General features: G+C 72.7%; 22 protein-coding genes and 1 riboswitch. Of the genes, 13 read left to right on the top strand and 9 right to left on the bottom strand.

Going from position 1 to position 21180, the window contains the following annotated elements; all coding sequences use genetic code 11:
• Positions 1-165 precede the first annotated feature (165 nt).
• The 4 genes from ABZ371_RS03785 (at position 166) to ABZ371_RS03770 (ending at position 5694) form a co-directional block, all read left to right on the top strand.
• Positions 166-975, top strand: a complete 810-nt coding sequence (locus ABZ371_RS03785) for an ATP-binding cassette domain-containing protein (protein ID WP_358672967.1) — start codon at positions 166-168, stop codon at positions 973-975.
• A complete protein-coding gene (locus ABZ371_RS03780; RefSeq protein ID WP_358672965.1) occupies positions 947-3031 on the top strand; it encodes a YhgE/Pip domain-containing protein in 2085 nt (694 codons plus the stop codon). The genes ABZ371_RS03785 and ABZ371_RS03780 overlap by 29 nt, the downstream gene beginning before the upstream one ends.
• A gap of 29 nt (positions 3032-3060) precedes the next feature.
• Positions 3061-3672, top strand: coding sequence for a TetR/AcrR family transcriptional regulator (locus ABZ371_RS03775; RefSeq protein WP_358672963.1), 612 nt, complete (start codon positions 3061-3063; stop codon positions 3670-3672).
• Positions 3673-4191: 519 nt separating this feature from the next.
• Positions 4192-5694, top strand: coding sequence for an NAD(P)/FAD-dependent oxidoreductase (locus ABZ371_RS03770; RefSeq protein WP_358672961.1), 1503 nt, complete (start codon positions 4192-4194; stop codon positions 5692-5694).
• 34 nt (positions 5695-5728) lie between these two features.
• On the opposite strand, the gene ABZ371_RS03765 is transcribed toward ABZ371_RS03770, so the two are convergent.
• From ABZ371_RS03765 to ABZ371_RS03740, 6 genes are all read right to left on the bottom strand, one after another.
• Positions 5729-6640 carry a hypothetical protein gene (locus ABZ371_RS03765; protein WP_358672960.1) on the bottom strand — a complete coding sequence of 304 codons (912 nt, stop codon included), beginning with the start codon at positions 6638-6640 and terminating at the stop codon, positions 5729-5731.
• Positions 6641-6687: 47 nt separating this feature from the next.
• On the bottom strand, positions 6688-7605 hold the full coding sequence (metF, locus tag ABZ371_RS03760; protein ID WP_358672959.1) for a methylenetetrahydrofolate reductase [NAD(P)H]: 918 nt from the start codon (positions 7603-7605) through the stop codon (positions 6688-6690).
• 192 nt (positions 7606-7797) lie between these two features.
• Complete coding sequence (gene thiE / locus ABZ371_RS03755; protein WP_358672958.1) at positions 7798-8451, bottom strand: thiamine phosphate synthase; 654 nt, start codon at positions 8449-8451, stop codon at positions 7798-7800.
• A gap of 103 nt (positions 8452-8554) precedes the next feature.
• Positions 8555-8920 (bottom strand): Rv2175c family DNA-binding protein, encoded by a 366-nt coding sequence (locus ABZ371_RS03750; RefSeq protein WP_358672957.1) that lies wholly within the window; start codon positions 8918-8920, stop codon positions 8555-8557.
• Positions 8921-8987: 67 nt separating this feature from the next.
• Positions 8988-10217: an FAD-dependent oxidoreductase gene (locus ABZ371_RS03745; RefSeq protein WP_358672956.1), complete on the bottom strand. Its 1230-nt coding sequence runs from the start codon at positions 10215-10217 to the stop codon at positions 8988-8990.
• A gap of 28 nt (positions 10218-10245) precedes the next feature.
• The gene (locus ABZ371_RS03740; RefSeq protein WP_358672955.1) at positions 10246-10587 is read right to left on the bottom strand and encodes a hypothetical protein; all 342 of its coding nucleotides are present in this window, start codon (positions 10585-10587) and stop codon (positions 10246-10248) included.
• 51 nt (positions 10588-10638) lie between these two features.
• Positions 10639-10751: riboswitch (TPP riboswitch) on the top strand.
• Between ABZ371_RS03740 and thiO the strand changes: the two genes are divergently transcribed.
• From thiO to ABZ371_RS03710, 6 genes are all read left to right on the top strand, one after another.
• Positions 10749-11951: a glycine oxidase ThiO gene (thiO, locus tag ABZ371_RS03735; protein WP_358672954.1), complete on the top strand. Its 1203-nt coding sequence runs from the start codon at positions 10749-10751 to the stop codon at positions 11949-11951. Its footprint overlaps the riboswitch before it by 3 nt.
• Positions 11948-12256 (top strand): sulfur carrier protein ThiS, encoded by a 309-nt coding sequence (thiS, locus tag ABZ371_RS03730; RefSeq protein WP_358672953.1) that lies wholly within the window; start codon positions 11948-11950, stop codon positions 12254-12256. The genes thiO and thiS overlap by 4 nt, the downstream gene beginning before the upstream one ends.
• A gap of 2 nt (positions 12257-12258) precedes the next feature.
• Positions 12259-13053 carry a thiazole synthase gene (locus ABZ371_RS03725; protein ID WP_358672952.1) on the top strand — a complete coding sequence of 265 codons (795 nt, stop codon included), beginning with the start codon at positions 12259-12261 and terminating at the stop codon, positions 13051-13053.
• Between the two features lie 143 nt (positions 13054-13196).
• Entirely contained in the window at positions 13197-15119 is a 1923-nt protein-coding gene (gene pknB / locus ABZ371_RS03720; RefSeq protein WP_358672951.1) for a Stk1 family PASTA domain-containing Ser/Thr kinase, read from the top strand.
• A 96-nt stretch (positions 15120-15215) separates the two neighbouring features.
• The gene (locus ABZ371_RS03715) at positions 15216-16079 is read left to right on the top strand and encodes a deoxyribonuclease IV (RefSeq protein WP_358672950.1); all 864 of its coding nucleotides are present in this window, start codon (positions 15216-15218) and stop codon (positions 16077-16079) included.
• Between the two features lie 214 nt (positions 16080-16293).
• Positions 16294-16713, top strand: a complete 420-nt coding sequence (locus ABZ371_RS03710) for a DUF4396 domain-containing protein (RefSeq protein ID WP_358673014.1) — start codon at positions 16294-16296, stop codon at positions 16711-16713.
• Between the two features lie 16 nt (positions 16714-16729).
• Here ABZ371_RS03710 and ABZ371_RS03705 read toward each other — a convergent pair whose 3' ends face one another.
• Positions 16730-17362: a sulfite oxidase-like oxidoreductase gene (locus ABZ371_RS03705; protein WP_358672949.1), complete on the bottom strand. Its 633-nt coding sequence runs from the start codon at positions 17360-17362 to the stop codon at positions 16730-16732.
• Positions 17363-17517: 155 nt separating this feature from the next.
• Between ABZ371_RS03705 and bfr the strand changes: the two genes are divergently transcribed.
• Positions 17518-17997: a bacterioferritin gene (gene bfr, locus ABZ371_RS03700; protein WP_358672948.1), complete on the top strand. Its 480-nt coding sequence runs from the start codon at positions 17518-17520 to the stop codon at positions 17995-17997.
• Between the two features lie 34 nt (positions 17998-18031).
• Here bfr and ABZ371_RS03695 read toward each other — a convergent pair whose 3' ends face one another.
• Positions 18032-18286 (bottom strand): (2Fe-2S)-binding protein, encoded by a 255-nt coding sequence (locus ABZ371_RS03695; protein WP_358673012.1) that lies wholly within the window; start codon positions 18284-18286, stop codon positions 18032-18034.
• A 161-nt stretch (positions 18287-18447) separates the two neighbouring features.
• Positions 18448-19794, bottom strand: coding sequence for a class II 3-deoxy-7-phosphoheptulonate synthase (locus ABZ371_RS03690; RefSeq protein WP_358672947.1), 1347 nt, complete (start codon positions 19792-19794; stop codon positions 18448-18450).
• Positions 19795-19901: 107 nt separating this feature from the next.
• On the opposite strand from ABZ371_RS03690, the gene ABZ371_RS03685 reads away from it, so the two are divergent.
• Both ABZ371_RS03685 and ABZ371_RS03680 read left to right on the top strand, forming a co-directional pair.
• Positions 19902-19958, top strand: coding sequence for a trp operon leader peptide (locus tag ABZ371_RS03685; RefSeq protein WP_358673010.1), 57 nt, complete (start codon positions 19902-19904; stop codon positions 19956-19958).
• A 96-nt stretch (positions 19959-20054) separates the two neighbouring features.
• Positions 20055-21180, top strand: a 1126-nt coding sequence (locus tag ABZ371_RS03680) for a chorismate-binding protein (protein WP_358672946.1), incomplete at its 3' end; no start/stop codon positions are given.

Raw genomic sequence — 21180 nt, 5'->3', positions numbered from 1 at the left:
TCGTGTGACGGCTTCGTGGCCGTATGTGTCCATCGTGACGGTGGGCACTGACAATGACTCAGATACCCCGTTCGACCTCGCACTTTGCTTCCACGGGACGTTGCGGCTATTTTCTGTACTGACCAGTCAGTTCAAAAAGAGCCGGTACGGGATCGGGGTGGGACCGTGGACAGCCCGCGGGGTGCGGCGGTGAGCGCCGTGGACTTCGGACTGAGGGGGCCGCGCGGCTGGGCCTTCCGGGGCGTGGAGTTCGACGCGGAGGCCGGGACGCTCGTGGCGATCGAGGGCCCGTCCGGCTCCGGCCGCACCTGCCTGCTGCTCGCCCTCACCGGGCGGATGCGGACCACGCAGGGGCACGCGGAGGTCGCCGGCCTGCGCCTGCCCGGCAAGGCGGCCGCCGTCCGCCGTATCAGCGCGCTGGGGCCGGTGGCCGGCGTCAGTGAACTCGATCCCGCCTTCACCGTGGGCGAACACCTGCGGGAGCGCGCGCTGTTGCAGCGCCGGTTCGACGGATCGCTGCGCTCCCTGCTCCGCCCCCGCGCCGTGCGCGCCGCCACCGAGAGGGCGACGATCGACGCCGCCCTGGAGGCGGCGGCCCTTGATGTCACCGGGCTCCCCAAGGCCGAACGCACCTCCGTGCGGGACCTGGAGCGCCTGGAGGCGCTGCGCCTGTCCGTCGCTCTCGCCTCGATGGGCGGTCCGCGGCTGCTGGGGGTGGACGACACCGACCTCAAACTCCCCGCCACGGACCGCGCGGAGGCCTGGAAGCTCCTGCGCACCCTCGCGGACCGCGGCACGACCGTGCTCGCGGTGTGCAGCGAGGCACCCCCGGACACGCACACCGTCCGCACCGGCCCCTCGGCCGCGCAGGACGCCACGCACCCGGTGGCGGAAGACGCCACGAACCCGGCGGACGACGACGGAACGACCGAGAAGGAGAGGGCCGATGCGAGCGCCGAAACTGGCAGCGCTTGAGCTGAAACGGTTCGGCCGGGGGCGCATGCCGCGTGCCGCGCTGGTGGCACTCCTGTTGCTGCCCCTGCTGTACGGCGCCCTATACCTGTGGTCGTTCTGGGACCCGTACGGGCGGCTGGACCGCGTCCCCGTCGCGCTCGTCAACAACGACAAGGGCGCGCCCGCCGAGGGCGGCCGCGTCACCGCGGGCGACGAGATCGCCGGCAGGCTGCTCGACTCCAAGGCCTTCGACTGGCACGAGGTCACCTCGGCCGAGGCCGACCGGGGCGTCGAGGACGGGACGTACTACCTCTCGCTGACCATGCCGTCCGACTTCAGCGCGCGGATCGCCTCCAGCGGGGGCGACTCCCCGGAGACCGGCGCACTGCAGGTCCGCACGAACGACGCCAACAACTACATCGTCGGGCAGATATCCCGGACGGTGTTCTCCGAAGTACGCACCGCCGCCTCGACCAAGGCCTCGCGCGGGTTCCTCGACCGGATCTTCATCAACTTCTCGGACCTCCACGACGCGACGGCGAAGGCCGCCAAGGGCGCGGGCGACCTGAAGACCGGGATCTCCGAGGCCAAGAAGGGTTCCAAGGCCCTGGCGGGCGGCCTCAAGGACGCCAAGGCGGGGAGCGGCAAGCTGTCCGGCGGGATCGCCGAGCTGGACAAGGGGGCGGGGGAGCTCGAAACGGGTTCCCGCAAGGTCGCCGCCGGCACACAGGAGCTCGCCGGCAAGGTCGGCAAAGCGGCCGCGGACGTACGGCCGTTCCTGAGGGACAACGGCAAGGCCGTCGGGGACACGGCCCGCCTGGTCTCCGACTCCTCCCGAGCCGTCCGGGACAACCTGGACCTGCTGGTGGAAGCCGCCCCCACCGCCTCCGCCGCCGCCCACACCGCCTCCGACGACCTCGCCGAGGTCTACCGGAACCGCTGCGAGGAACAGCCGCTGCCCGACGCCACCTGCCCGGAGCTGAAGCGCGCCAGGACGGCCGCGGCGGACGTGGCGGCCGTGTCGGACGACGTGCGCGCCCTGGTCGGCGACCCGGACGGAAACCTGAAGAACCTGCGGTCCCAGCTGGCGACCCTGCAGAAGCAGGCCGACGCCCTCGCGAAGCGCTCGCCCCACCTGGACACCGACCTGGAGTCCGCGGTCAAGAAGATCAACGCGCTCAACACCGGCGCCCACAAGGTCGCGGAGGGCGCCGATACGCTGCACACCGGGCTCGGTACCGCCAGGACGGGGGCCGCGGACCTGGACGGCGGGGTCAAGAAGCTCAGGACGGGCGCCACGCAGTTGGACGGCGGGTTGCACCGGCTCGGAGACGGTTCGGCCACGCTCGCCAAGGGGCTGCACGACGGCGTCGGCAAGATCCCCGACTACGACGAGGACGACCGCGACGCACGCACCGGTGTGATGGCCGATCCCGTGCGGCTGGCCTCCTCCTCGCTGCACGCCGCACCCAACTACGGCACGGGTTTCGCCCCCTACTTCATCCCGCTCTCGCTCTGGGTGGGGGCGATGGTGGCGTACATGCTGATCCAGCCGCTCAACCGGCGTGCCCTCTCGGCGGGGGCTCCGGCCTGGCGCATCGCCTTCGCGGGCTGGCTGCCGGTCGCGGGGATCGGCTTGTTGCAGGTCGGCGCCCTGATGGCGGTGCTGCACTGGCGGATCGGCCTGCAGATGACGCACGCGGCGGGCACCCTGGCCTTCCTCGCCCTGGTCACCTGCTGCTTCGCCGCGATCGTCCAGTGGCTGAACGCCCGGTTCGGGGCGGCGGGGCGCATTCTCGTCCTCGCCGTGCTGATGCTCCAGCTGACCTCGGCGGGAGGGACGTACCCGGTGCAGACGAGCCCGGACTTCTTCGGGGCGATCCATCCCTATCTGCCGATGACCTATGTGGTGGACGGGCTGCGCCGGCTGATCACGGGAGGCGGACTCGGCCCGGTCTGGCAGGGAGGTGCCGTCCTGCTCGCCTTCACCGCGGGCGCGCTGGCACTCACCGCCCTCGCCGCCCGCAGGAAGCAGGTGTGGACGCTCGACAGGCTGCACCCCGAGCTCAGCCTGTGAGCGCGCCGGGACCTGTGAGAATCAGTGGCATGGACAGCAGTAGCACCAAGCGCCGCCAGGCCACCCGGCAGAAGCTCTACGAAGCGGCGGTGACCCTCATCGCGGAGAAGGGGTTCTCGGCGACCACGGTGGACGAGATCGCCGATCGCGCCGGGGTGGCCAAGGGCACGGTCTACTACAACTTCAAGAGCAAGACGGAACTGTTCGAGGAGCTGCTGCGGCACGGCGTCGGTCTGCTCACGCAGTCGCTGCGCACCGCCGCCGAGCGGACGGACGAGCGCGGCGGCACCCGGGTGGAGGCCCTGGACGCGATGATCCGGGCCGGTCTGGCCTTCATCGACCGCTATCCGGCCTTCACCCAGCTGTACGTCGCCGAGCTCTGGCGCACCAACCGCGCCTGGCAGTCGACCCTCCTGGTGGTGCGGCAGGAGGCCGTGGCCGTGGTCGAGGAGGTGCTCCGCGACGGGGTCGCCGGCGGCGAGCTCAGCGAGGAGATCGACATCCAGCTGACGGCCGCCGCCCTGGTGGGAATGGTGCTCGTGGCCGCGCTGGACTGGAAGGCGTTCCAGCCCGAGCGGACGATCGACGACGTGCACTCCGCCCTCTCCCTGCTGCTGCACGGCCGCGTCAGCGGTCGCTGAACGCCTCCGGAGCAGCCGGAGCACGGGCCCGGGCGGCCGGGCGGCGGTGACGCCGTGTCGGGACGCGCGACACGAGAAGACGCCGGGGCCGGCGGAACACGATCCCCCTCGTGTCCCGCCGGACCGGCGTCCTCGTCCTCCCGCGGAGCCCTTCCCCGTGACCTCGTTCCCCCGTGGTCCCCGGGCCCCGCTCGCTCCCCCGTTCCGTCCGGGGTGCCGCGTCGTTCCGCCGCCCCGTGCCGGCGGTCCGGGCGCCGCACCCCTTCCGTGGTCCCCACTCTTCCGTCCGGGCGGGTGAGGGCTCATCCGCACCCGTACTCATCTGCCCCACTGGGTAGGGGTACTCAGGTCTGTGTGCCGCGGCTCACCCCACCGTCGCTTCGGCTGATCACGATCGTCCTGTCCTACCGGCTGGCCAGCGCCGCCGGGCGCGGCGCCGCGCGGGCTTGCGCCCGGCCGGAGCGGGCCGGCACGGGCCTCCCGGACGAGTTGCCCGCGGCACCCCTTAGGGTCACTGACATGGCACGAATTGCGGTGATCGGCGCCGGGACCGGCGCGATGGCGGCGGCCGCCCGGCTCGCCGTGGCAGGGCACCGGGTGACGGTGTACGAGCGGTCGCGGACCCACGGAGGTTCCGTCGGCCGCTTCGTCCGTGACGGTTTCGCCTTTGACACGGGCCCCTCGCTCCTCCACCTGCCCGCCGTCTACCGCGACCTGTTCGTGAAGACCGGGAAGGAGCCTCTGGAGCGGTGCGTGACGCTCTCCCAGGTGGATCCGGCGAGCCGCCACCTGTTCGCGGACGGCACCGCCGTCTCGCTGCCCAACGCCTCACGCGCCGGGGTGGCCGGCGCGTTGGACCGGGCGCTCGGCGCGGGTGCCGGAGCCCGCTGGAGTGACTTCCTGGACCGGGCCGGCACCGCCTGGGACCGGTCGCGCAGGCCCCTGCTGGAAGAGCCGCTGCCGGACGTCCGGCAGGCGCTGCACCGCGATCCGTATCCCGCCGTGCGCCGGCGCAGGCTGTTCCTCCCCGCCCGGCAGGCGGCGACGGTGGCCGAGGTGGGCGCCCACGAGCTCGCGGACCCCCGGCTGGCCGCCCTGCTCGACGGGTACGCCCTGGCGTACGGCCTGGACCCTCGGCGCGCTCCGGCCGGCGCCGCTCTGCTGCCGTACATGGAGGAGACCTTCGGCAGCTGGTACGTCGCCGGGGGGATGCGTGCGCTCGCCGACGCGGTGTACGAACGGTGCCTGGCCCGCCGGGTGACGTTCGTGTTCGGCGCGGAGGTGGTGCGCGTGGTGCAGAAGGACGGTCGCGCGGCCGGTGTCGAACTCGCCGACGGCACGTCCGCGGAGGCCGATCACGTCGTCCTCGGAGCGCAGCCGCGTCCCGGACTGGTCCCCCGGGCGGGCGGTGGGTCCGGGGAGCCGGTGGCAGCGGGCGGCCCGGTGCCCGGCCGCTTCCTGGTGCTGCTGTCGTTGCGCGGCCCGCGCGAGGCCGGGGCGGTGCACCGGACGGTGGTGCACACCGACGACGGGGCCGCGGAGCAGGAGGCCGTCTTCGGCGGGCGCACCGCCGACCGGCCCACGGTGACGGTGTCGCGACCGGACGACCCGTCCACCCGCCCGGACGACGGGCACGAAGCGGTGGTCCTGACGGCGACGGTGGCCCCGCAGGGACCCGTCGACTGGACGGACGAGAAGCTGCGCGCGGGGTTCGCGGACACGATGATCGGGCGGGCCGCCGCGGCCGTCCCGGGCCTGCGCGAGCGGATACTCCACGCCGAGCCGCGCACCCCCGCGGACACGGCCGCCGACACGGGCGCCGAGGGCGGTTCGGTCCCGGCGCCGGCTCTGGCCGGGGCGGGTGGCGCCTACCTCCACGCCGGCAACCGCGCCCCGTTGCCGGGTCTGTACCTGGCAGGCGGCTGGTCGCATCCGGGCGGCGGGCTGGCTCACGCCGGCATGTCGGGGGCGCTGGTCGCGGGCCTCGTCGTGGAGGGTGACGGCTTCCGCGGATCCCGGTGAACGGCCGGCGGTACGCCTGCGGCCCGCCCGCGGTTCAGTAGCGGTACTGCTCGTCCTGACCGGTCCCGTACCCGTTGCCGTACGCGGCGGGAGTCGTGGGCGCCTCGGGCGGCAGTGGCGGGAACTGCCCGGTGCCGCGCTGCTGCGGCACCCAGACCCCGCCGGGAGGGGTGTCGGAGGGGTCGTACTCCCCGGTGGAGGGGCCGGGAGGTTGTCCGGCGTAGCCGTCGTAGGCGTCGTAGGCGTTGCCGTGGCCGTCGTACGGGGCGTACGTCCCGGCGTACGGGTCGGTGTAGGCGGCGTAGTCCTGGTCGGGCGTGCCGTAGGCGTACGGATCGGGGTAGGAGCCCTGGTGGGCGTGCGGGTCGTGGTAGGTGCCCTGGCCGCTGTAGGTGTCCTGGGCCGGGGATGCGTAGCCGCCGTACGGGTCGTAGCCCTCGTAGGGCGTCCGCCGGTCCTGGCCGTCGCCGCCGCCGTCCGGGGCGGCGACGGAGGCGTCCGTGTAGACGCCGTACTGGCCGGTGTCGTCGGGGAGCGGCTGGGGTGCGTGGACGGTGGCGGCCGGTTCCGGGACAGCCGGGTCCGTGGCGGCCGGGCCCGGGGCGGGGGGCGCGTACTCCAGCCCGGAGACCTCGAGCGTCGGCTTCTGCGTGCCGCCACCGGAACCCCTGCGGCGGCGGCTGGCGCCGGGATTGCCGCCCAGCGCCCACCCGGTCGAGAAGCCGCGGCGGAATGAGAGCGTCACGTACGTCTGCCCCGTGGCGAAGGCGACGGCGCCGAGGACGATCACCAGCACGGAGGGGATCAGTACGCCGAGGACCACGCCGAGGAAGCCGGTGAAGGCCAGCAGCCGCCAGCGCAGGCGCGCCTTGTACTGCAGGAGCACCTCTCCCAGCAGCCACAGCGCCACCACGGCAAATGCGATGTAGAGGACCGTCCAGCCCACGCCCGCCCCCTCCTGCGGCCTCCCCCGGTCGGTGGGGTTACGGCCGGTCAGGACTGCTTGTGCAGTCCGAGATTCTCGTAGATCTCGAGCGTCGCCGTGGAGTTGTTGAGCGTGATGAAGTGCAGTCCGGGGACACCCTCGGAGAGCAGTTTCGCGCAGAACTCCGTTGCGAACTCGATCCCAGTGGAGCGTACAGCGACCGGGTCGTCCTTGACGGCGAGGATGCGCTCTTTCAGCGCCGAGGGGATGACCGCGTTGCTGAGTTGGGCGAATCTCTCGAGCTGGCGGACGTTGGTGAGTGGCATGACCTCGGGAATGACCGGGGTGTCGCAACCCGCCGCGACCACACGGTCACGCATCCGCAGATAGCTCTCCGGCTGGAAGAACATCTGGGTGATCGCGTAGTCGGCCCCGGCACGGCACTTGTCGACGAAATGCCGTGTGTCGGTCTCCCAGTCGGCCGACCGCGGGTGCATCTCGGGGAAAGCGGCCACACCGACGCAGAAATCACCGGATTCCTTGATCAGCCGGACGAGGTCGGCGGCGTACCGCACACCCTCCGGGTGCCTGACCCACTCGGCCATCGGATCGCCCGGCGGGTCCCCGCGCACCGCGAGGATGTTCCGGATCCCGGCGTCGGCGTACTGACCCACCATGTTGCGCAGCTGGGCCACGGAGTGGTCGACCGCCGTGAGGTGGGCCACCGGGGTCAGGGTGGTGTCGGCGGCGATCTGCTGGGTCGCGCGCACCGTCCCCTCCCTGGTCGAGCCGCCCGCCCCGTAGGTGACGGAGACGAAACTCGGGCGCACCGCCTCGACCCGCCGCAGGGCGTTCCAGAGGTTCCGCTCGCCCTTCTCCGTCTTGGGCGACGGGAACTCGAACGAGTACGACGTCTTACCGGTCGCGAGCAGATCACGCACGGTACGCGCGTGATCAGTCCTGGTGGAAGGTGTGCCAAGGGCCATACTCGGAGGTTAACCAGGGCGGGGCCGTACCCCAACCGGGTCGGCTGTTTTGCCCGGAATGAGGTGACTGTTGTCCACCCTTCGGACATGCTCCCGCTTCGCCGGCTCCGGTCCCGCCCCTCACCCCGGCGGGAGGCCCCCCGGGGCCGGGGACCGTCCTCGTGCCGTCAGCCGGCCAGGAGTTCCGCCTGGTCAGGCTAGGGCGCGGGCCCTGATGCGGGTGGCCAGCTCCTTCGCCGCCGCGCCCGGGTCCTGCGCCTCGGTGATCGCCCGCACGACGACGACCCGGCGGGCGCCGGCGTCCAGCACCTCGTCCAGGTTGCCGGCGTCGATCCCGCCGATGGCGAACCAGGGGCGCGCCGGGCCGAGCGAGGCGGCGTAGCGCACGAGGCCGAGACCGGGAGCGTGCCGGCCGGGCTTGGTCGGCGTGGGCCAGCAGGGCCCGGTGCAGAAGTAGTCCACGCCCGCCTCGGCGACGGCGGCGTCGACCTCCGCCTCGGCGTGGGTGGACCGGCCGATCAGCACGTCCTGGCCGAGGACCGCGCGCGCGGCGCGAACCGGCAGATCGCCCTGTCCGAGGTGCAGCACGTCGGAGCCGGCCGCGTGGGCCACGTCGGCCCGGTCGTTCACCGCCAGGAGGGCGCCGTGGCGCCGGCAGGCGTCGGCGAGGACGGCCAGGTGATCGAGCTCCTCGGCCGCTTCCATCCCCTTGTCACGGAGCTGGACGATGTCCACTCCGGACGAGAGCACGGCGTCGAGGAAGGCGGGCAGGTCACCCTGGCGCCTGCGGGCGTCGGTGCACAGATAGAGCCGGGCGTCGGAAAGCTGCTCACGCGGCGTGGACATGGTGGTTCTCCCCGTTACGTCAGTGGGTCACGGCGTCGGCGCGCCGGAAGGAGGGGGAGGCGGGCCGTGGGTCACGGCCCGCCTCCCGCTCACGGTCGGCCGGTCAGACGGCGAGCGCCTGGGCCCGGCGCTTCACCTCCGTACCGCGGTTCTCGCTCAGGGCCTGCGCGGGGGTGCCGGGCAGGCTCGGGTCGGGGGTGAAGAGCCACTCCAGCATCTCTTCGTCGTTGTAGCCGTCGTCCCTCAGGAGCGTCAGGGTCCCCGCGAGGCCCTTGACGACCTTGTCGCCGTCGATGAAGGCGGCCGGCACCTGGAGCGTCCGGTTCTCACCACGGCGTACGGCGATGAGCTGGCCCTCCTTGACCAGCTGCCTCACACGCGTCACCTGGACATCGAGCATTTCCGCGATGTCCGGCAGGTGGAGCCAGGCGGGGACGAGAGCATCGATCTTTGCGTCAATCTCGGTCACGGGGACAAGCCTGCCATCCCGGACCGACAGCCGGTAGCCGGGCCGCCCGTCCGGGGCGTGCGCGAGGCTAGAGCGCCGCCGACTTCAGGGGCACCGAGGGGTCCGCCACGAGCTCCGCGTCCATCCGCGCCCCCGCCTCGACGAGTCGGCGCCCCTGAGCGAGGTCGCGCGGCCTGCTGACCGCCAGCAGCGCGGTCAGGACCCCGTGCCGCAGCCAGCAGACCGTCCAGTCCCGGCCGGAGGGGTCCCCGCGCCACACGAGGGTGTCCGCACCGGCGTGGTGGCCCGCGTACTGCACGAAGCGCCCGAACTGCTCGGACCAGAAGTAGGGCACCGGGTCGTACGTGCGGGGCCGGCCGTCCGCGATGACGGCGGCGGCCGTCCGGGGCCCCTGGAGGGCGTTGTCCCAGTGGTGGACGAGCAGCCGCTCGCCGTAGCGGGCCGAAGGGAAGGACGCGCAGTCACCCACCGCGTAGACGTCGGGGAGTGAGGTCCGCAGCGAGCTGTCGGCGGTGACCGAGCCGTCCGGCCCGAGGGCGATGCCGGAGCCGGCGAGCCAGCGGGTGGCGGGCCGGGCACCGATGCCGACGACCACCGCTCCGGCCGGGACGGTCCGGCCGTCCGTGAGGTGGACGGCGCCCGGCTCGACGCGGGCCACGCGGGCGCCGGTGAGGAGTTCGGCCCCGCTCGCGGCGTACCAGTCCGCCATCGGCGCCGCGACCTCGGCGGGCAGGGTCCCCGCCAGGGGGCGTTCGGCGGCCTCGACCACGGTGACCCGGCAGTCCGCGGCCCGGGCGGCGGTGGTGAACTCGGCACCGATCCAGCCCGCTCCCACGACCACGACGTCGTGCTGCCGCTCCAGGACGGGCCGCAGGCGCGCGGCGTCGTCGAGGGTGCGCAGCAGGTGGACGCCGGGCACTCCGTCCGAGCCCGGCAGTCCGACGGGTTCGGCGCCGGTGGCGAGCACGAGGACGTCGTAGGGCACCGGCCCGTCCTGGGTGTCCAGTTCGTGTGCCTCGCCGCGCAGGCCGGTCACGTCGAGTCCGAGGCGCAGGGTGATGCGCAGCGCCTCGAAGTCGACGTCGAAGGCGGAGTCCTCCGCCTTGCCGAGCAGGACCGCCTTGGACAACGGCGGCCGGTCGTAGGGCTGGTGCGGTTCCGCGCCGATGAGGGTGACGGGGCCGGTGAACCCCTGCTCGCGCAGGGCCACGGCCGTCTGCACGCCGGCCATGCCCGCGCCCACCACCACGACGCCCCGGGGTCGTTCCGCCGCCTGGTCCGGTGTCTGCTCGTTCACCCGTCCACCCTAATCATGTGACGGGCGTTCAGGGGGCGAGCTGCTCGACGACGCTGGTCCCGCTGCCCTCCTGGGACTCCCACGCCCAGCGTTCGTCCAGCCGCACCCGCCCGTCCGGAAGCTCGGTGACGGTCGAGACGCAGTGCCCGCCGGAGGTGGTGCCGTCGTGCTTCAGCTGGACGTACCTGAAGTCGAGGGTGTCCGCCTCCCGGGTTCCGACGAGATGCCCCCGGACGACGTCGCCGCCCTCGTACTCGGCCCAGACGCGGCCGTCCCGCTCGTGGTAGGTGAAGCGGGTCCGGGTGCCGACCTGCCCGGGGGCCTGGTCGGCGACGGGCGACAGGACGAGTCCGTCGAGCGAACGGGCCATGGCAGCTGCTCCCTTACTGACCGCGGGCGGCGGGGTCTAGGCTGGCCACCGTAGAACACTCGCGGGAGCCCGGGCGCACCGGGCTGAGAGGGAGGCTGACCGGCCTCCGACCGTACGAACCTGATCCGGGTCATGCCGGCGAAGGGAGGGGCTGGACGCCCATGCGCGTTATCGGAGAGCGACCCGACGTCCTGGTCGTCGGGGGCGGCATCATCGGCCTGGTGACCGCCTGGCGGTCCGCCCAGCGCGGTCTGCGCACGGCGCTGGCCGACCCGGATCCGGGCGGAGGGGCCGCGCAGGTCGCGGCGGGCATGCTCGCCGCCGTCACCGAACTCCACTACGGCGAGCAGACGCTGCTCGCCCTCAACATGGCCTCGGCCGCCCGGTACCCGGCGTTCGTCGCCGAGTTGGAGGAGGCGAGCGGGCGGGGGACGGGCTTCCGCGCCTGCGGGACCCTGTCCGTCGCACTGGACGCGGACGACCGGGCCCACCTGCGGGAGCTCCACGCCCTGCACCTGCGTGAGGGCCTGCGGTCCGAGTGGCTCAGCGGCCGCGAGTGCCGCCGGCTGGAGCCGATGCTCGCGCCGGGCGTGCGCGGGGGTCTGCGGGCCGACGGCGATCACCAGGTGGACCCCCGGCGGCTCGCCTCCGCGCTCGTCACCGCCTGCGAGCGGGCCGGCGTGGTGTTCCACCGGTCCTGGGTCCGGCGGTTGTCCGTCGCGGGCGGGCGTGCGGCCGGCGGGGTGCTCTCCGACGGCACGGAGGTGGGCGCCGGGCAGGTCGTCCTGGCCGGCGGCAGTCTCAGCGGCCGGCTGGAGGGGCTGCCGGAGGCGGTCGTGCCGCCGGTCCGCCCGGTGAAGGGGCAGGTGCTGCGCCTGACGGTGCCGCCCGCGTACGCCCCCTTCCTCAGCCGTACGGTCCGGGCCGTGGTGCGCGGCAGTCATGTCTACCTCGTGCCGCGCGCCGACGGCGAGCTCGTCGTCGGCGCCACCACCGAGGAGCTGGGCTGGGACACCACCGTCACCGCGGGCGGCGTGTACGAGCTGCTGCGGGACGCCCACGAGCTGGTGCCCGGGATCACGGAGCTCCCGTTGACGGAGACCCGCGCCGGGCTGCGTCCCGCCTCCCCGGACAACGCCCCCCTGCTGGGGCCGACCGGGCTGCCCGGCCTGCACCTCGCGACCGGCCACCACCGCAACGGGGTGCTGCTGACGCCCGTCACGGGCGACGTGATGGCCCATGTGCTCGACACCGGGGAGCTGCCGGAGATGGCGCGGCCCTTCGCCCCGCTCCGTTTCGACCGGCCCCCCGTCCCTTCCCGTGACGCAGTCCGTACCCCCGTCTCCGAGGAGCAGCCCGCATGACCGAGCCCACGCCCGAGGGTGCCTCCGCGCACGCGGCCGAGCCGGTGCCCGTGTCCGGATCCGCCCCCGCGTCCGCCGCGCCCTCCCCGGCGGCGTCCGTGACCCTGTCCGTGTCCGTCAACGGGGAGGCGCGCGGGGTCCCGGCGGGAACCGCCCTGGACTCCCTGGTCGCGGAGCTGACCGGGGCGCGCTCCGGGGTCGCCGCGGCGGTCAACGAAGCCGTCGTCCCGCGCGGTGAGTGGCCCGTCACCGTGCTCGCCGACGGGGACCGTGTCGAGGTCCTCACCGCCGTCCAGGGGGGCTGACCGTGTCCGACGACGTCTTCACCCTCGGTTCCACCGCCTTCTCGTCCCGGCTGATCATGGGAACGGGCGGGGCTCCCAGCCTCGACGTACTGGAACGCGCCCTCATCGCCTCGGGCACCGAGCTGACCACCGTGGCGATGCGCCGGCTCGATCCGACGGTGCGGGGCTCGGTGCTCTCCGTCCTGGAGCGGCTCTCGGTACGGGTGCTGCCGAACACCGCGGGCTGCTTCACCGCGGGCGAGGCCGTGCTGACCGCCCGGCTGGCCCGGGAGGCGCTGGGCACCGACTGGATCAAGCTGGAGGTCGTGGCCGACGAGCGGACCCTGCTGCCCGATCCGGTGGAGCTGCTGGACGCCGCCGAGACGCTGGTCGACGACGGCTTCACCGTGCTGCCCTACACGAACGACGACCCGGTGCTGGCCGGCAAGCTCCAGGACGTGGGGTGCGCGGCGATCATGCCGCTCGGCTCCCCCATCGGCTCCGGCCTCGGGATCCGCAACCCGCACAACTTCCAGCTGATCGTCGAGCGCGCGGAGGTCCCGGTGATCCTGGACGCGGGCGCGGGGACCGCCTCGGACGCCGCGCTGGCCATGGAACTGGGGTGTTCCGCCGTGATGCTCGCCTCGGCGGTGACCCGGGCGCAGGAGCCGGAGCTCATGGCCGCGGCGATGCGGCACGCGGTGGACGCCGGCCGTCTCGCCCACCGGGCCGGCCGGATCCCGCGGCGCCACTTCGCCGAGGCATCGTCACCCGCGGAAGGCCGGGCGGCGCTGGATCCCGAGCGCCCGGCCTTCTGAACGGCACCGGGCGTACGGCCGGGCCGCCGGTGCGGTTCCGCCGTCACCGCACGTGCGTGGACCTGTCACGGATCGGCTCCAGAACGGCTCCGGGCCGGCCCGCGCCCGTCCGCGGTGTCCGTGGTGGCTCGTAGACTCGCTCCGTGGACACGGACACGACCCTTCAGGACCCGCTCGTCGGGCAGCTGCTCGACGGCCGCTATCGCATCGACGCGCGCATCGCGGTCGGCGGTATGGCCACGGTCTACCGGGCCGTGGACACCCGGCTCGACCGCGTGCTCGCGCTCAAGGTGATGCATCCGGCCCTCGCGACCGACGCGGCGTTCGTCGAGCGCTTCATCCGCGAGGCCAAGTCCGTCGCCCGGCTCGCCCACCCCAACGTGGTGGCCGTCTTCGACCAGGGCGCGCAGGGCGCGTACGTCTACCTGGCGATGGAGTACGTGGCCGGGTGCACCCTGCGCGACGTGCTGCGCGAGCGCGGCGCCCTGCAGCCCAGAGCCGCGCTGGACATCCTGGAGCCGGTCCTCGCCGCCCTGGGTGCCGCGCACCGGGCGGGTTTCGTGCACCGTGACATGAAGCCGGAGAACGTCCTCATCGGGGACGACGGCCGCGTGAAGGTGGCCGACTTCGGGCTCGTGCGCGCGGTGGGCACCGTCACGGACACGACGGGGTCGCTCCTCGGCACCGTCTCGTACCTCGCCCCGGAGCAGATCGAGCACGGTACGGCCGACACCCGCGCCGACGTCTACGCCTGCGGTGTCGTGCTGTACGAGATGCTGACCGGCGGCAAGCCGCACACCGGCGACACCGCCGCCCAGATCATCTACCAGCACCTCAACGAGGACGTTCCGCCCCCGTCCGCCGCCGTCCCCGGCCTGGCGGCGGCGCTGGACGGGCTGGTGGCCGTCGCCACCACCCGCGACCCGGAGGCGCGCCCGCACGACGCGGTCGCCCTGCTCGCGCTCTCCCGGGAGGCCAGGGCCGTCCTCACGGAGGAGCAGCTGGACGCGGTGCCTCCGCAGGCCGTCGCCGAGGCCCGCGACGGTGCCGAGGACCGTACGAGCGTCATCCCCCGGGTGATCCCGCCGGGCCAGGGCACCGCGCACCACACGAGCCGTCTGGAGATGCCCCCGCCGCCCCCGGGCCGGGGGCGCGGCGCCCGGGGCCGCTTCGCGGCCGTCCCCCGGCGGGGGATGCTCGCCGCGCTCGTCGCCCTGCTGCTGGTGCTGGCCGGCACGGGTGTCTGGTACATCAACTCCGGTCAGTTCACCCGGGTCCCCTCCCTGCTGGGCAAGACCCAGGAGGCCGCGGAGAAGCGGCTCGCCGAGGCCGGCCTCGACGTGAAGGGTGTCGCCCACGCCTACAGCGACACCGTGGAGCGCGGCACGGTGGTGAGCACCGACCCCGGCTCCGGTGAGCGGATCCGGGGCAACGACGCGGTGAAGCTGGTCATCTCGCGGGGCCCGGAGGTCGTGGAGGTCCCCGACATCGAGGGGCTCGCGCTGGCCGACGCCCGGCGGGAGCTGAGGAAGGCGGGTCTCGAGCAGGGGATGGTGACCCGCGAGTTCAGCGAGGAGATGGGGCGGGGTGACGTGGTCCGCACCGATCCCGCCGTCGGCACCGAGCGGCACGCGGGCTCCGCGGTCGCACTCGTCGTGAGCAAGGGCAGCCCGGTCGACGTACCGGACGTCACGGGGCTCGACGTCGAGGAGGCCACGGCCGCCCTGGACGAGGTGGGCCTCGAGGCGAAGGTGCGGCCGGACCGGGTGCACTCCGCCGAGGCCGAGGGCGACGTCGCCCGGCAGTCGCCCGCCGAGGGCGAGGACGTGGCCGAGGGCGACACCGTGGAGCTGACGGTGTCCGCGGGTCCCCGCATGGTGCAGGTGCCCGACGTGACCGGTAAGGACGTCGACGAGGCCCGGAGCACACTGGAGGGGGCGGGGTTCGAGGTCAAGGTCGACCGTCCGTTCCTCTCCTTCAGCGACACGGTCGCGAGCCAGTCGGTCGACGGCGGGAAGAAGGCGGCGGAGGGCTCGCGCATCACCATCAGGACGAAGGGCCTGTAGGCGGCACACGGCCGGGGCACGGGGCCCCGGCACGGAACGGACCGCGAAACCCCCCGGCCGGAAGCGGCCGGGGCCCACGGAGGACTGGCGGCACACATGCGCAACCCGATAGGCGGTCACGTCCCCGTGGCCGGCGGTCTCGCCAAGATCGGGCTCGGCTACGCACGGGAGCTGGCCGCGGAGACCGTGCAGGTCTTCGTCGCCAACCCGCGCGGCTGGGCGACCCCGGCCGGCGACCCCGCCCAGGACGAGCTCTTCCGCGCGGAGTGCGCCGCGCAGTCCGTGCCCGCCTACGTGCACGCTCCGTACCTGATCAACTTCGGCTCGCACACCGAGGCCACGGTGGAGAGGTCCGTCGTGTCGCTCCGCCACTCACTGCGCCGGGCCCGGGAGATCGGGGCCCTGGGTGTGGTGGTGCACACGGGGTCGGCGACCGGTGGGCGCCCCCGGTCCCAGGCGCTCGCTCAGGTCCGTACGCACATGAGGCCGCTGCTGGACGAGCTGACCCGTGACGACGACCCGTTCCTGCTGCTCGAGTCGACGGCGGGCCAGGGTTCCTCGCTCTGTTCGCGGACCTGGGACTTCGGGCCGTACTTCGAGGCCCTGGACGCGCATCCCAAGCTCGGTGTCTGCCTGGACACCTGCCACATCTACGCGGCCGGCCACGACCTGGCGGGACCGGCGGGCATGCGGCAGACGCTGGACCTGCTGGTGGGGACGGTCGGTGAGGGCCGGCTGAAGCTGATCCACGCCAACGACTCCAAGGACGTGGTGGGGGCGCACAAGGACCGGCACGCGAACATCGGGGCGGGGCACATCGGCGCCGAGCCGTTCCGTGAGCTGTTCGCGCACCCGGCGACGGCAGGCGTGCCGCTGATCATCGAGACGCCTGGCGGCAAGGAGGGACACGCGGCGGACGTGGCGCGGCTGAAGGAGCTCCGGGGACCCACTGCGGCGTAGCGCCCGGAAGGGTCCGACAGGGAGGCCGGAGGGCGGAATACCCCGAGGGGGTATGTGGTTGCTGGTGTCGGAAGGAATCACCGTCGGACACAGGGGGCCTCTCATGCGGCACGGCACACAGGCGCACCACCCCGCGGGCCATCCGGAACACCCGCCGCACGCGGACACGGACCACTCCCACAGCGGCCACGCGGGTGGCGCGGCCGGCTGGCCGATGGCGGCGCGGGCCACTCTGCACTGCCTCACGGGCTGCGCGATCGGCGAGGTGCTGGGCATGGTCGTGGGCACCGCGCTCGGCTGGGGAAGCATGGGGACGATGGTCCTCGCGATCGTCCTGGCGTTCCTCTTCGGCTACGCGCTCACCCTGCGCGGGATCGTCCGGGCGGGCGTCGGGCCGCGCACCGCCGTCCGGGTCGCCCTGGCCGCCGACACGCTGTCCATCGCCGTGATGGAGCTCGTCGACAACGGGGTGATCGCCCTGTGGCCGGGCGCCATGGGGGCCCAGCTGTCGGACGTCACCTTCTGGGGCGCCCTGGCCGTCGCCCTGGCAGCGGCCTTCGTCGCCACCACGCCGGTCAACAAATGGATGATCGGCCGGGGGAAGGGTCATGCCGTGGTGCACCGGTACCACTGAACGCACCCGCGCGGGGTCAGAGCTCGGGGCCGTCCCCGGGCTCCTCCTGGTAGGAGTAGCGCTGCTCGCTCCACGGGTCGCCGATGTTGTGGTAGCCGCGCTCTTCCCAGAAACCACGGCGGTCGGCCGTCATGTATTCGATGCCCCGGACCCATTTGGGGCCCTTCCAGGCGTACAGGTGGGGAACGACCAGCCGCAGCGGGAACCCGTGTTCCGCGGTGAGCAGTTCTCCGTCCTTGTGGGTGGCGAACAGCGTCCGCTCGGACGTGAAGTCGGTCAGCCGCAGATTCGAGCTGAATCCGTATTCCGCCCAGACCATGACATGGGTGACGTGGGGTGCGGGCGGTGCGAGTTCCACGACCTCACGGGCGAGGATCCCACCCCATTCCGCGCCGAGCATGCTGAATTTGGTCACGCAGTGGAGATCGGCGAGGACGGACGAGAACGGCAGAGCCGAGAATTCCTGATGGTTCCAGGAATGCTTCTCCCCGTCGGCCGTCGCTCCGAAGACCCGGAAGTCCCACCGGTCGGGCTTGAACTTCGGCACGGGACCGTAGTGGGTGACCGGCCAGCCACGTTGCAGCCGCTGTCCCGGTGGTAGCCCGGACTGCTCCGCTGTGCCGCTTTCCCGGCTTTCCGGCTGACCCATGCCTCCATGGTGACAGACAGGCAGGGGTGGTCATGACCAGGGCAGCTGCGATTCGGGCAACTCGCGCTAAGCATGCACTTACTGGACGGGTGGGGGGCGCGATGCGAGGATGCGCGCACACCTGCCCAGTTCACCGTCCGGAAGGAGCCTCTGCGATGCAGGGCGACCCCGAGGTCCTCGAGTTCCTGAACGAACAGCTGACCGCCGAATTGACTGCCATCAATCAGTACTTCCTGCACGCGAAGATGCAGGAGAACTTCGGCTGGACGAAGCTCGCCAAGTACACCCGGGCCGAGTCGTTCGACGAGATGAAGCACGCGGAGGTCCTCACCGACCGGATCCTCTTCCTGGAGGGCCTGCCCAACTACCAGCGGCTCTTCCACGTGCGGGTCGGCCAGACGGTCACCGAGATGTTCCAGGCGGACCGCCAGGTCGAGGCGGAGGCGATCGACCGCCTCAGGCGGGGCATCGAGGTGATGCGCGGGAAGGGCGACGTCACCTCGGCGAACATCTTCGAGGCCATTCTCGCGGACGAGGAGCACCACATCGACTACCTCGACACACAGCTCGAACTCGTCGAGAAGCTGGGTGAGCCGCTCTACATCGCCCAGTTGATCGAGCAGCCGGAGAGCTGACCCTCCGGCGGGCGGCCGGCTCCGCAGCGGCCGTTCAGGCGGCGTCGGCCAGCCGGGTGCCGCGTCCGCCCAGGGTGGCGGGCACGCCGGCCGGCGGAGTGCGCCCTTCGACGTGGTCACGGCGCGAACAGTCGCCACGGCCCAGGAGCGCCTGGATCCTGCGGACGCAGCCGCCGCAGTCCGTGCCCGCCTTGCAGGCCGAGGCGATCTGGCGGGGCGTGCAGGCACCATCGGCCGCATGCTTCTTGACCTGCTGCTCGGTGACGCCGAAGCAGGAGCAGACGTACATGCGGTTCACCTCCCGACGGGATCGTTCGCGGCGCCGTCCCGATGTTTCGGTGAGGCTAACCTAACCTTAGCGGGGCCTCGTGGTCCGCGAAAGCCCGGGTACGCCGGTGGGGCACGGATCACATGGATCCGTGCCCCACCGGTCACCGCCGCGGACGCCTCCTACTGGTCGCGGTACATCTCCGCGACGAGGAAGGCCAGGTCGAGTGACTGGCTGCGGTTGAGACGCGGGTCGCAGGCGGTCTCGTACCGCTGGTGCAGGTCGTCCACGAAGATCTCGTGGCCGCCGCCGACGCACTCGGTGACGTCGTCACCGGTGAGCTCGACGTGGATGCCGCCCGGGTGCGTCCCGAGGGCCTTGTGCACCTCGAAGAAGCCCTTGACCTCGTCGAGGACGTCGTCGAAGCGGCGCGTCTTGTGGCCGGAGGCGGCCTCGAACGTGTTGCCGTGCATCGGATCGGTCACCCAGACGACCTGGGCCCCCGAGGCGGTGACCTTCTCGACCAGCTCGGGGAGCTTGTCGCGGACCTTGTCGGCGCCCATCCGGACGATGAAGGTCAGCCGGCCGGGCTCGCGCTCGGGGTCGAGGCGGTCGACGTAACCGAGCGCCTCGTCGACGGTCGTCGTCGGGCCGAGCTTGATGCCGATGGGGTTGCGGATCCTCGATGCGAACTCGATGTGCGCGCCGTCCATCTGGCGGGTGCGCTCGCCGACCCAGACCATGTGGCCCGAGGTGTCGTAGAGCTGACCGGTGCGCGAGTCGGTGCGCGTGAGCGACGACTCGTAGTCCAGCAGCAGGGCCTCGTGCGAGGCGTAGAACTCGACGGCCTTGAATTCGGCCGGGTCCGTACCGCACGCCTTCATGAAGTTGAGCGCGTTGTCGATCTCACGGGCCAGGGCCTCGTACCGCTGGCCCGAGGGCGAGGACTTCACGAAGTCCTGGTTCCAGGCGTGGACCTGGCGCAGGTCGGCGTACCCACCCGTGGTGAAGGCGCGGACCAGGTTCAGCGTCGAGGCGGACGCGTGGTACATCCGCTTCAGCCGCTCCGGGTCCGGGACGCGGGACGCCTCGGTGAACTCGAAGCCGTTGACGGAGTCGCCGCGGTACGTGGGCAAGGTCACGCCGTCGCGGGTCTCGGTCGGCTTGGAGCGCGGCTTGGAGTACTGCCCCGCGATGCGGCCGATCTTGACGACCGGCACGGACGCCGCGTACGTCAGGACGGCGCTCATCTGGAGCAGCGTCTTCAGCTTCGCCCGGATGTGCTCGGCCGACACGGCGTCGAACGCCTCGGCACAGTCGCCGCCCTGGAGCAGGAACGCCTCGCCCTTGGCGACGGCTCCCAGGCGGGCACGCAGCTGGTCGCACTCGCCCGCGAAGACGAGCGGCGGATACGACGCGAGGTCCGCGAGTACATCGCGCAGGGCCTCGGCATCGGGGTACTCGGGCTGCTGCGCCGCGGGAAGGTCTCGCCAGGTGTTGCCACCGGCGACGGAGGTATTGGCGTTCACGGTCACCTCCACAACATTACGGGGTCGAAGTAGCGGGTCCGTCCGGCCGCTCACCAAGTGAGACACGTACTCGTCCGTTCCGGCCCGCGTCCGCTAGGGTGCGGGGCATGTTCGCGCAGACGATCCGTGACTGGTGGTGGACCGCTCATCCGGCGGCCCGCTGAATCATCGCGCGTACAGACTTCGCGAAGGCCGCCCCGAGGGGCGGCCTTCCTGCGTCGGCGAGACGGGAGCCGTTCCTCCATCCGGAAGGAACTCCCATGCCCGACCGTGTCACCGACCTCCTGCACAGGCTGCTCCAGGACGACTGCCCTCCCTTCGCCCTGCTCCGCAGGCGTACCCCCGGCCGGGACCACGACGTCGTCGAGGTGCTGATCGGCGCGGTGCACGAGGTGGACCGGCTCGCCGCGATCCCCGTGGGCGAGCGCCCCTCGCTGGCCCTGGTGCCGTTCCGGCAGATCGCGGAGCGTGGTTTCGACGTGCGCGACGACGGCACCCCGCTGGCCGTCCTGGTCGCGGACGAGTCCCACGAGCTGCCGTTGGACGAGGTGCTGGCGGGGCTGCCCACCCATGACGTGCGGGTGGAGGGTGGCGCCTTCGACGTCGGCGACGAGGAGTACGCCGAGATCGTCCGACGGGTGATCGAGGACGAGATCGGGCGGGGCGAGGGGGCCAACTTCGTCATCCGCCGGACCTTCGAGGGCGCGATCCCCGGTTTCGGGCGGGCCGACGCGCTGGCGCTCTTCCGCCGGCTGCTGGCCGGCGAGCGGGGCGCCTACTGGACGTTCGTCGTCCACACCGGGGGCCGGACGCTGGTCGGTGCCAGTCCGGAGGTCCACGTGCGGATGTCGGGCGGCACTGTCGTCATGAACCCGATCAGCGGGACCTACCGCTACCCCGCGCAGGGCCCGACCGCCGAGAGCCTGCTGGCCTTCCTGGGCGACCGCAAGGAGACCGAGGAGCTCTCCATGGTCGTCGACGAGGAGCTGAAGATGATGTGCACCGTCGGCGACATGGGCGGGGTGGTGATCGGCCCGCGGCTCAAGGAGATGGCCCACCTCGCGCACACCGAGTACGAGTTGCGCGGGCGCTCCTCCCTGGACGTGCGCGAGGTCCTGAAGGAGACCATGTTCGCCGCCACGGTCACCGGCTCCCCCGTGCAGAACGCCTGCCGGGTGATCGAGCGGTACGAGGCCGGCGGCCGCGGCTACTACGCGGGCGCCCTGGCACTCCTGCGGCAGGAGCCGGGCGGGACGCAGACCCTGGACTCCCCGATCCTCATCCGCACCGCCGACGTCCTGGCCGGCGGCCGGCTGCGCGTACCGGTCGGGGCGACGCTCGTGCGCCACTCCGACCCGGCGGGCGAGGTCGCCGAGACGCACGCGA

Source organism: Streptomyces sp. NPDC005899 (assembly GCF_040629645.1).
GTDB lineage: Bacteria > Actinomycetota > Actinomycetes > Streptomycetales > Streptomycetaceae > Streptomyces.
This window is presented reverse-complemented; position numbering and strand designations above follow the sequence as displayed.

Excerpts from the sequence above, each read along its gene's own strand:
- ABZ371_RS03780 (WP_358672965.1), top strand. The coding sequence starts at position 947 with ATGCGAGCGCCGAAACTGGCAGCGCTTGAGCTGAAACGGTTCGGCCGG.
- ABZ371_RS03775 (WP_358672963.1), top strand. The coding sequence starts at position 3,061 with ATGGACAGCAGTAGCACCAAGCGCCGCCAGGCCACCCGGCAGAAGCTC.
- ABZ371_RS03770 (WP_358672961.1), top strand. The coding sequence starts at position 4,192 with ATGGCACGAATTGCGGTGATCGGCGCCGGGACCGGCGCGATGGCGGCG.
- metF (WP_358672959.1), bottom strand. The coding sequence starts at position 7,605 with ATGGCCCTTGGCACACCTTCCACCAGGACTGATCACGCGCGTACCGTG.
- thiE (WP_358672958.1), bottom strand. The coding sequence starts at position 8,451 with ATGTCCACGCCGCGTGAGCAGCTTTCCGACGCCCGGCTCTATCTGTGC.
- ABZ371_RS03740 (WP_358672955.1), bottom strand. The coding sequence starts at position 10,587 with ATGGCCCGTTCGCTCGACGGACTCGTCCTGTCGCCCGTCGCCGACCAG.
- thiO (WP_358672954.1), top strand. The coding sequence starts at position 10,749 with ATGCGCGTTATCGGAGAGCGACCCGACGTCCTGGTCGTCGGGGGCGGC.
- thiS (WP_358672953.1), top strand. The coding sequence starts at position 11,948 with ATGACCGAGCCCACGCCCGAGGGTGCCTCCGCGCACGCGGCCGAGCCG.
- ABZ371_RS03715 (WP_358672950.1), top strand. The coding sequence starts at position 15,216 with ATGCGCAACCCGATAGGCGGTCACGTCCCCGTGGCCGGCGGTCTCGCC.
- ABZ371_RS03710 (WP_358673014.1), top strand. The coding sequence starts at position 16,294 with ATGGCGGCGCGGGCCACTCTGCACTGCCTCACGGGCTGCGCGATCGGC.
- ABZ371_RS03705 (WP_358672949.1), bottom strand. The coding sequence starts at position 17,362 with ATGGGTCAGCCGGAAAGCCGGGAAAGCGGCACAGCGGAGCAGTCCGGG.
- bfr (WP_358672948.1), top strand. The coding sequence starts at position 17,518 with ATGCAGGGCGACCCCGAGGTCCTCGAGTTCCTGAACGAACAGCTGACC.
- ABZ371_RS03695 (WP_358673012.1), bottom strand. The coding sequence starts at position 18,286 with ATGTACGTCTGCTCCTGCTTCGGCGTCACCGAGCAGCAGGTCAAGAAG.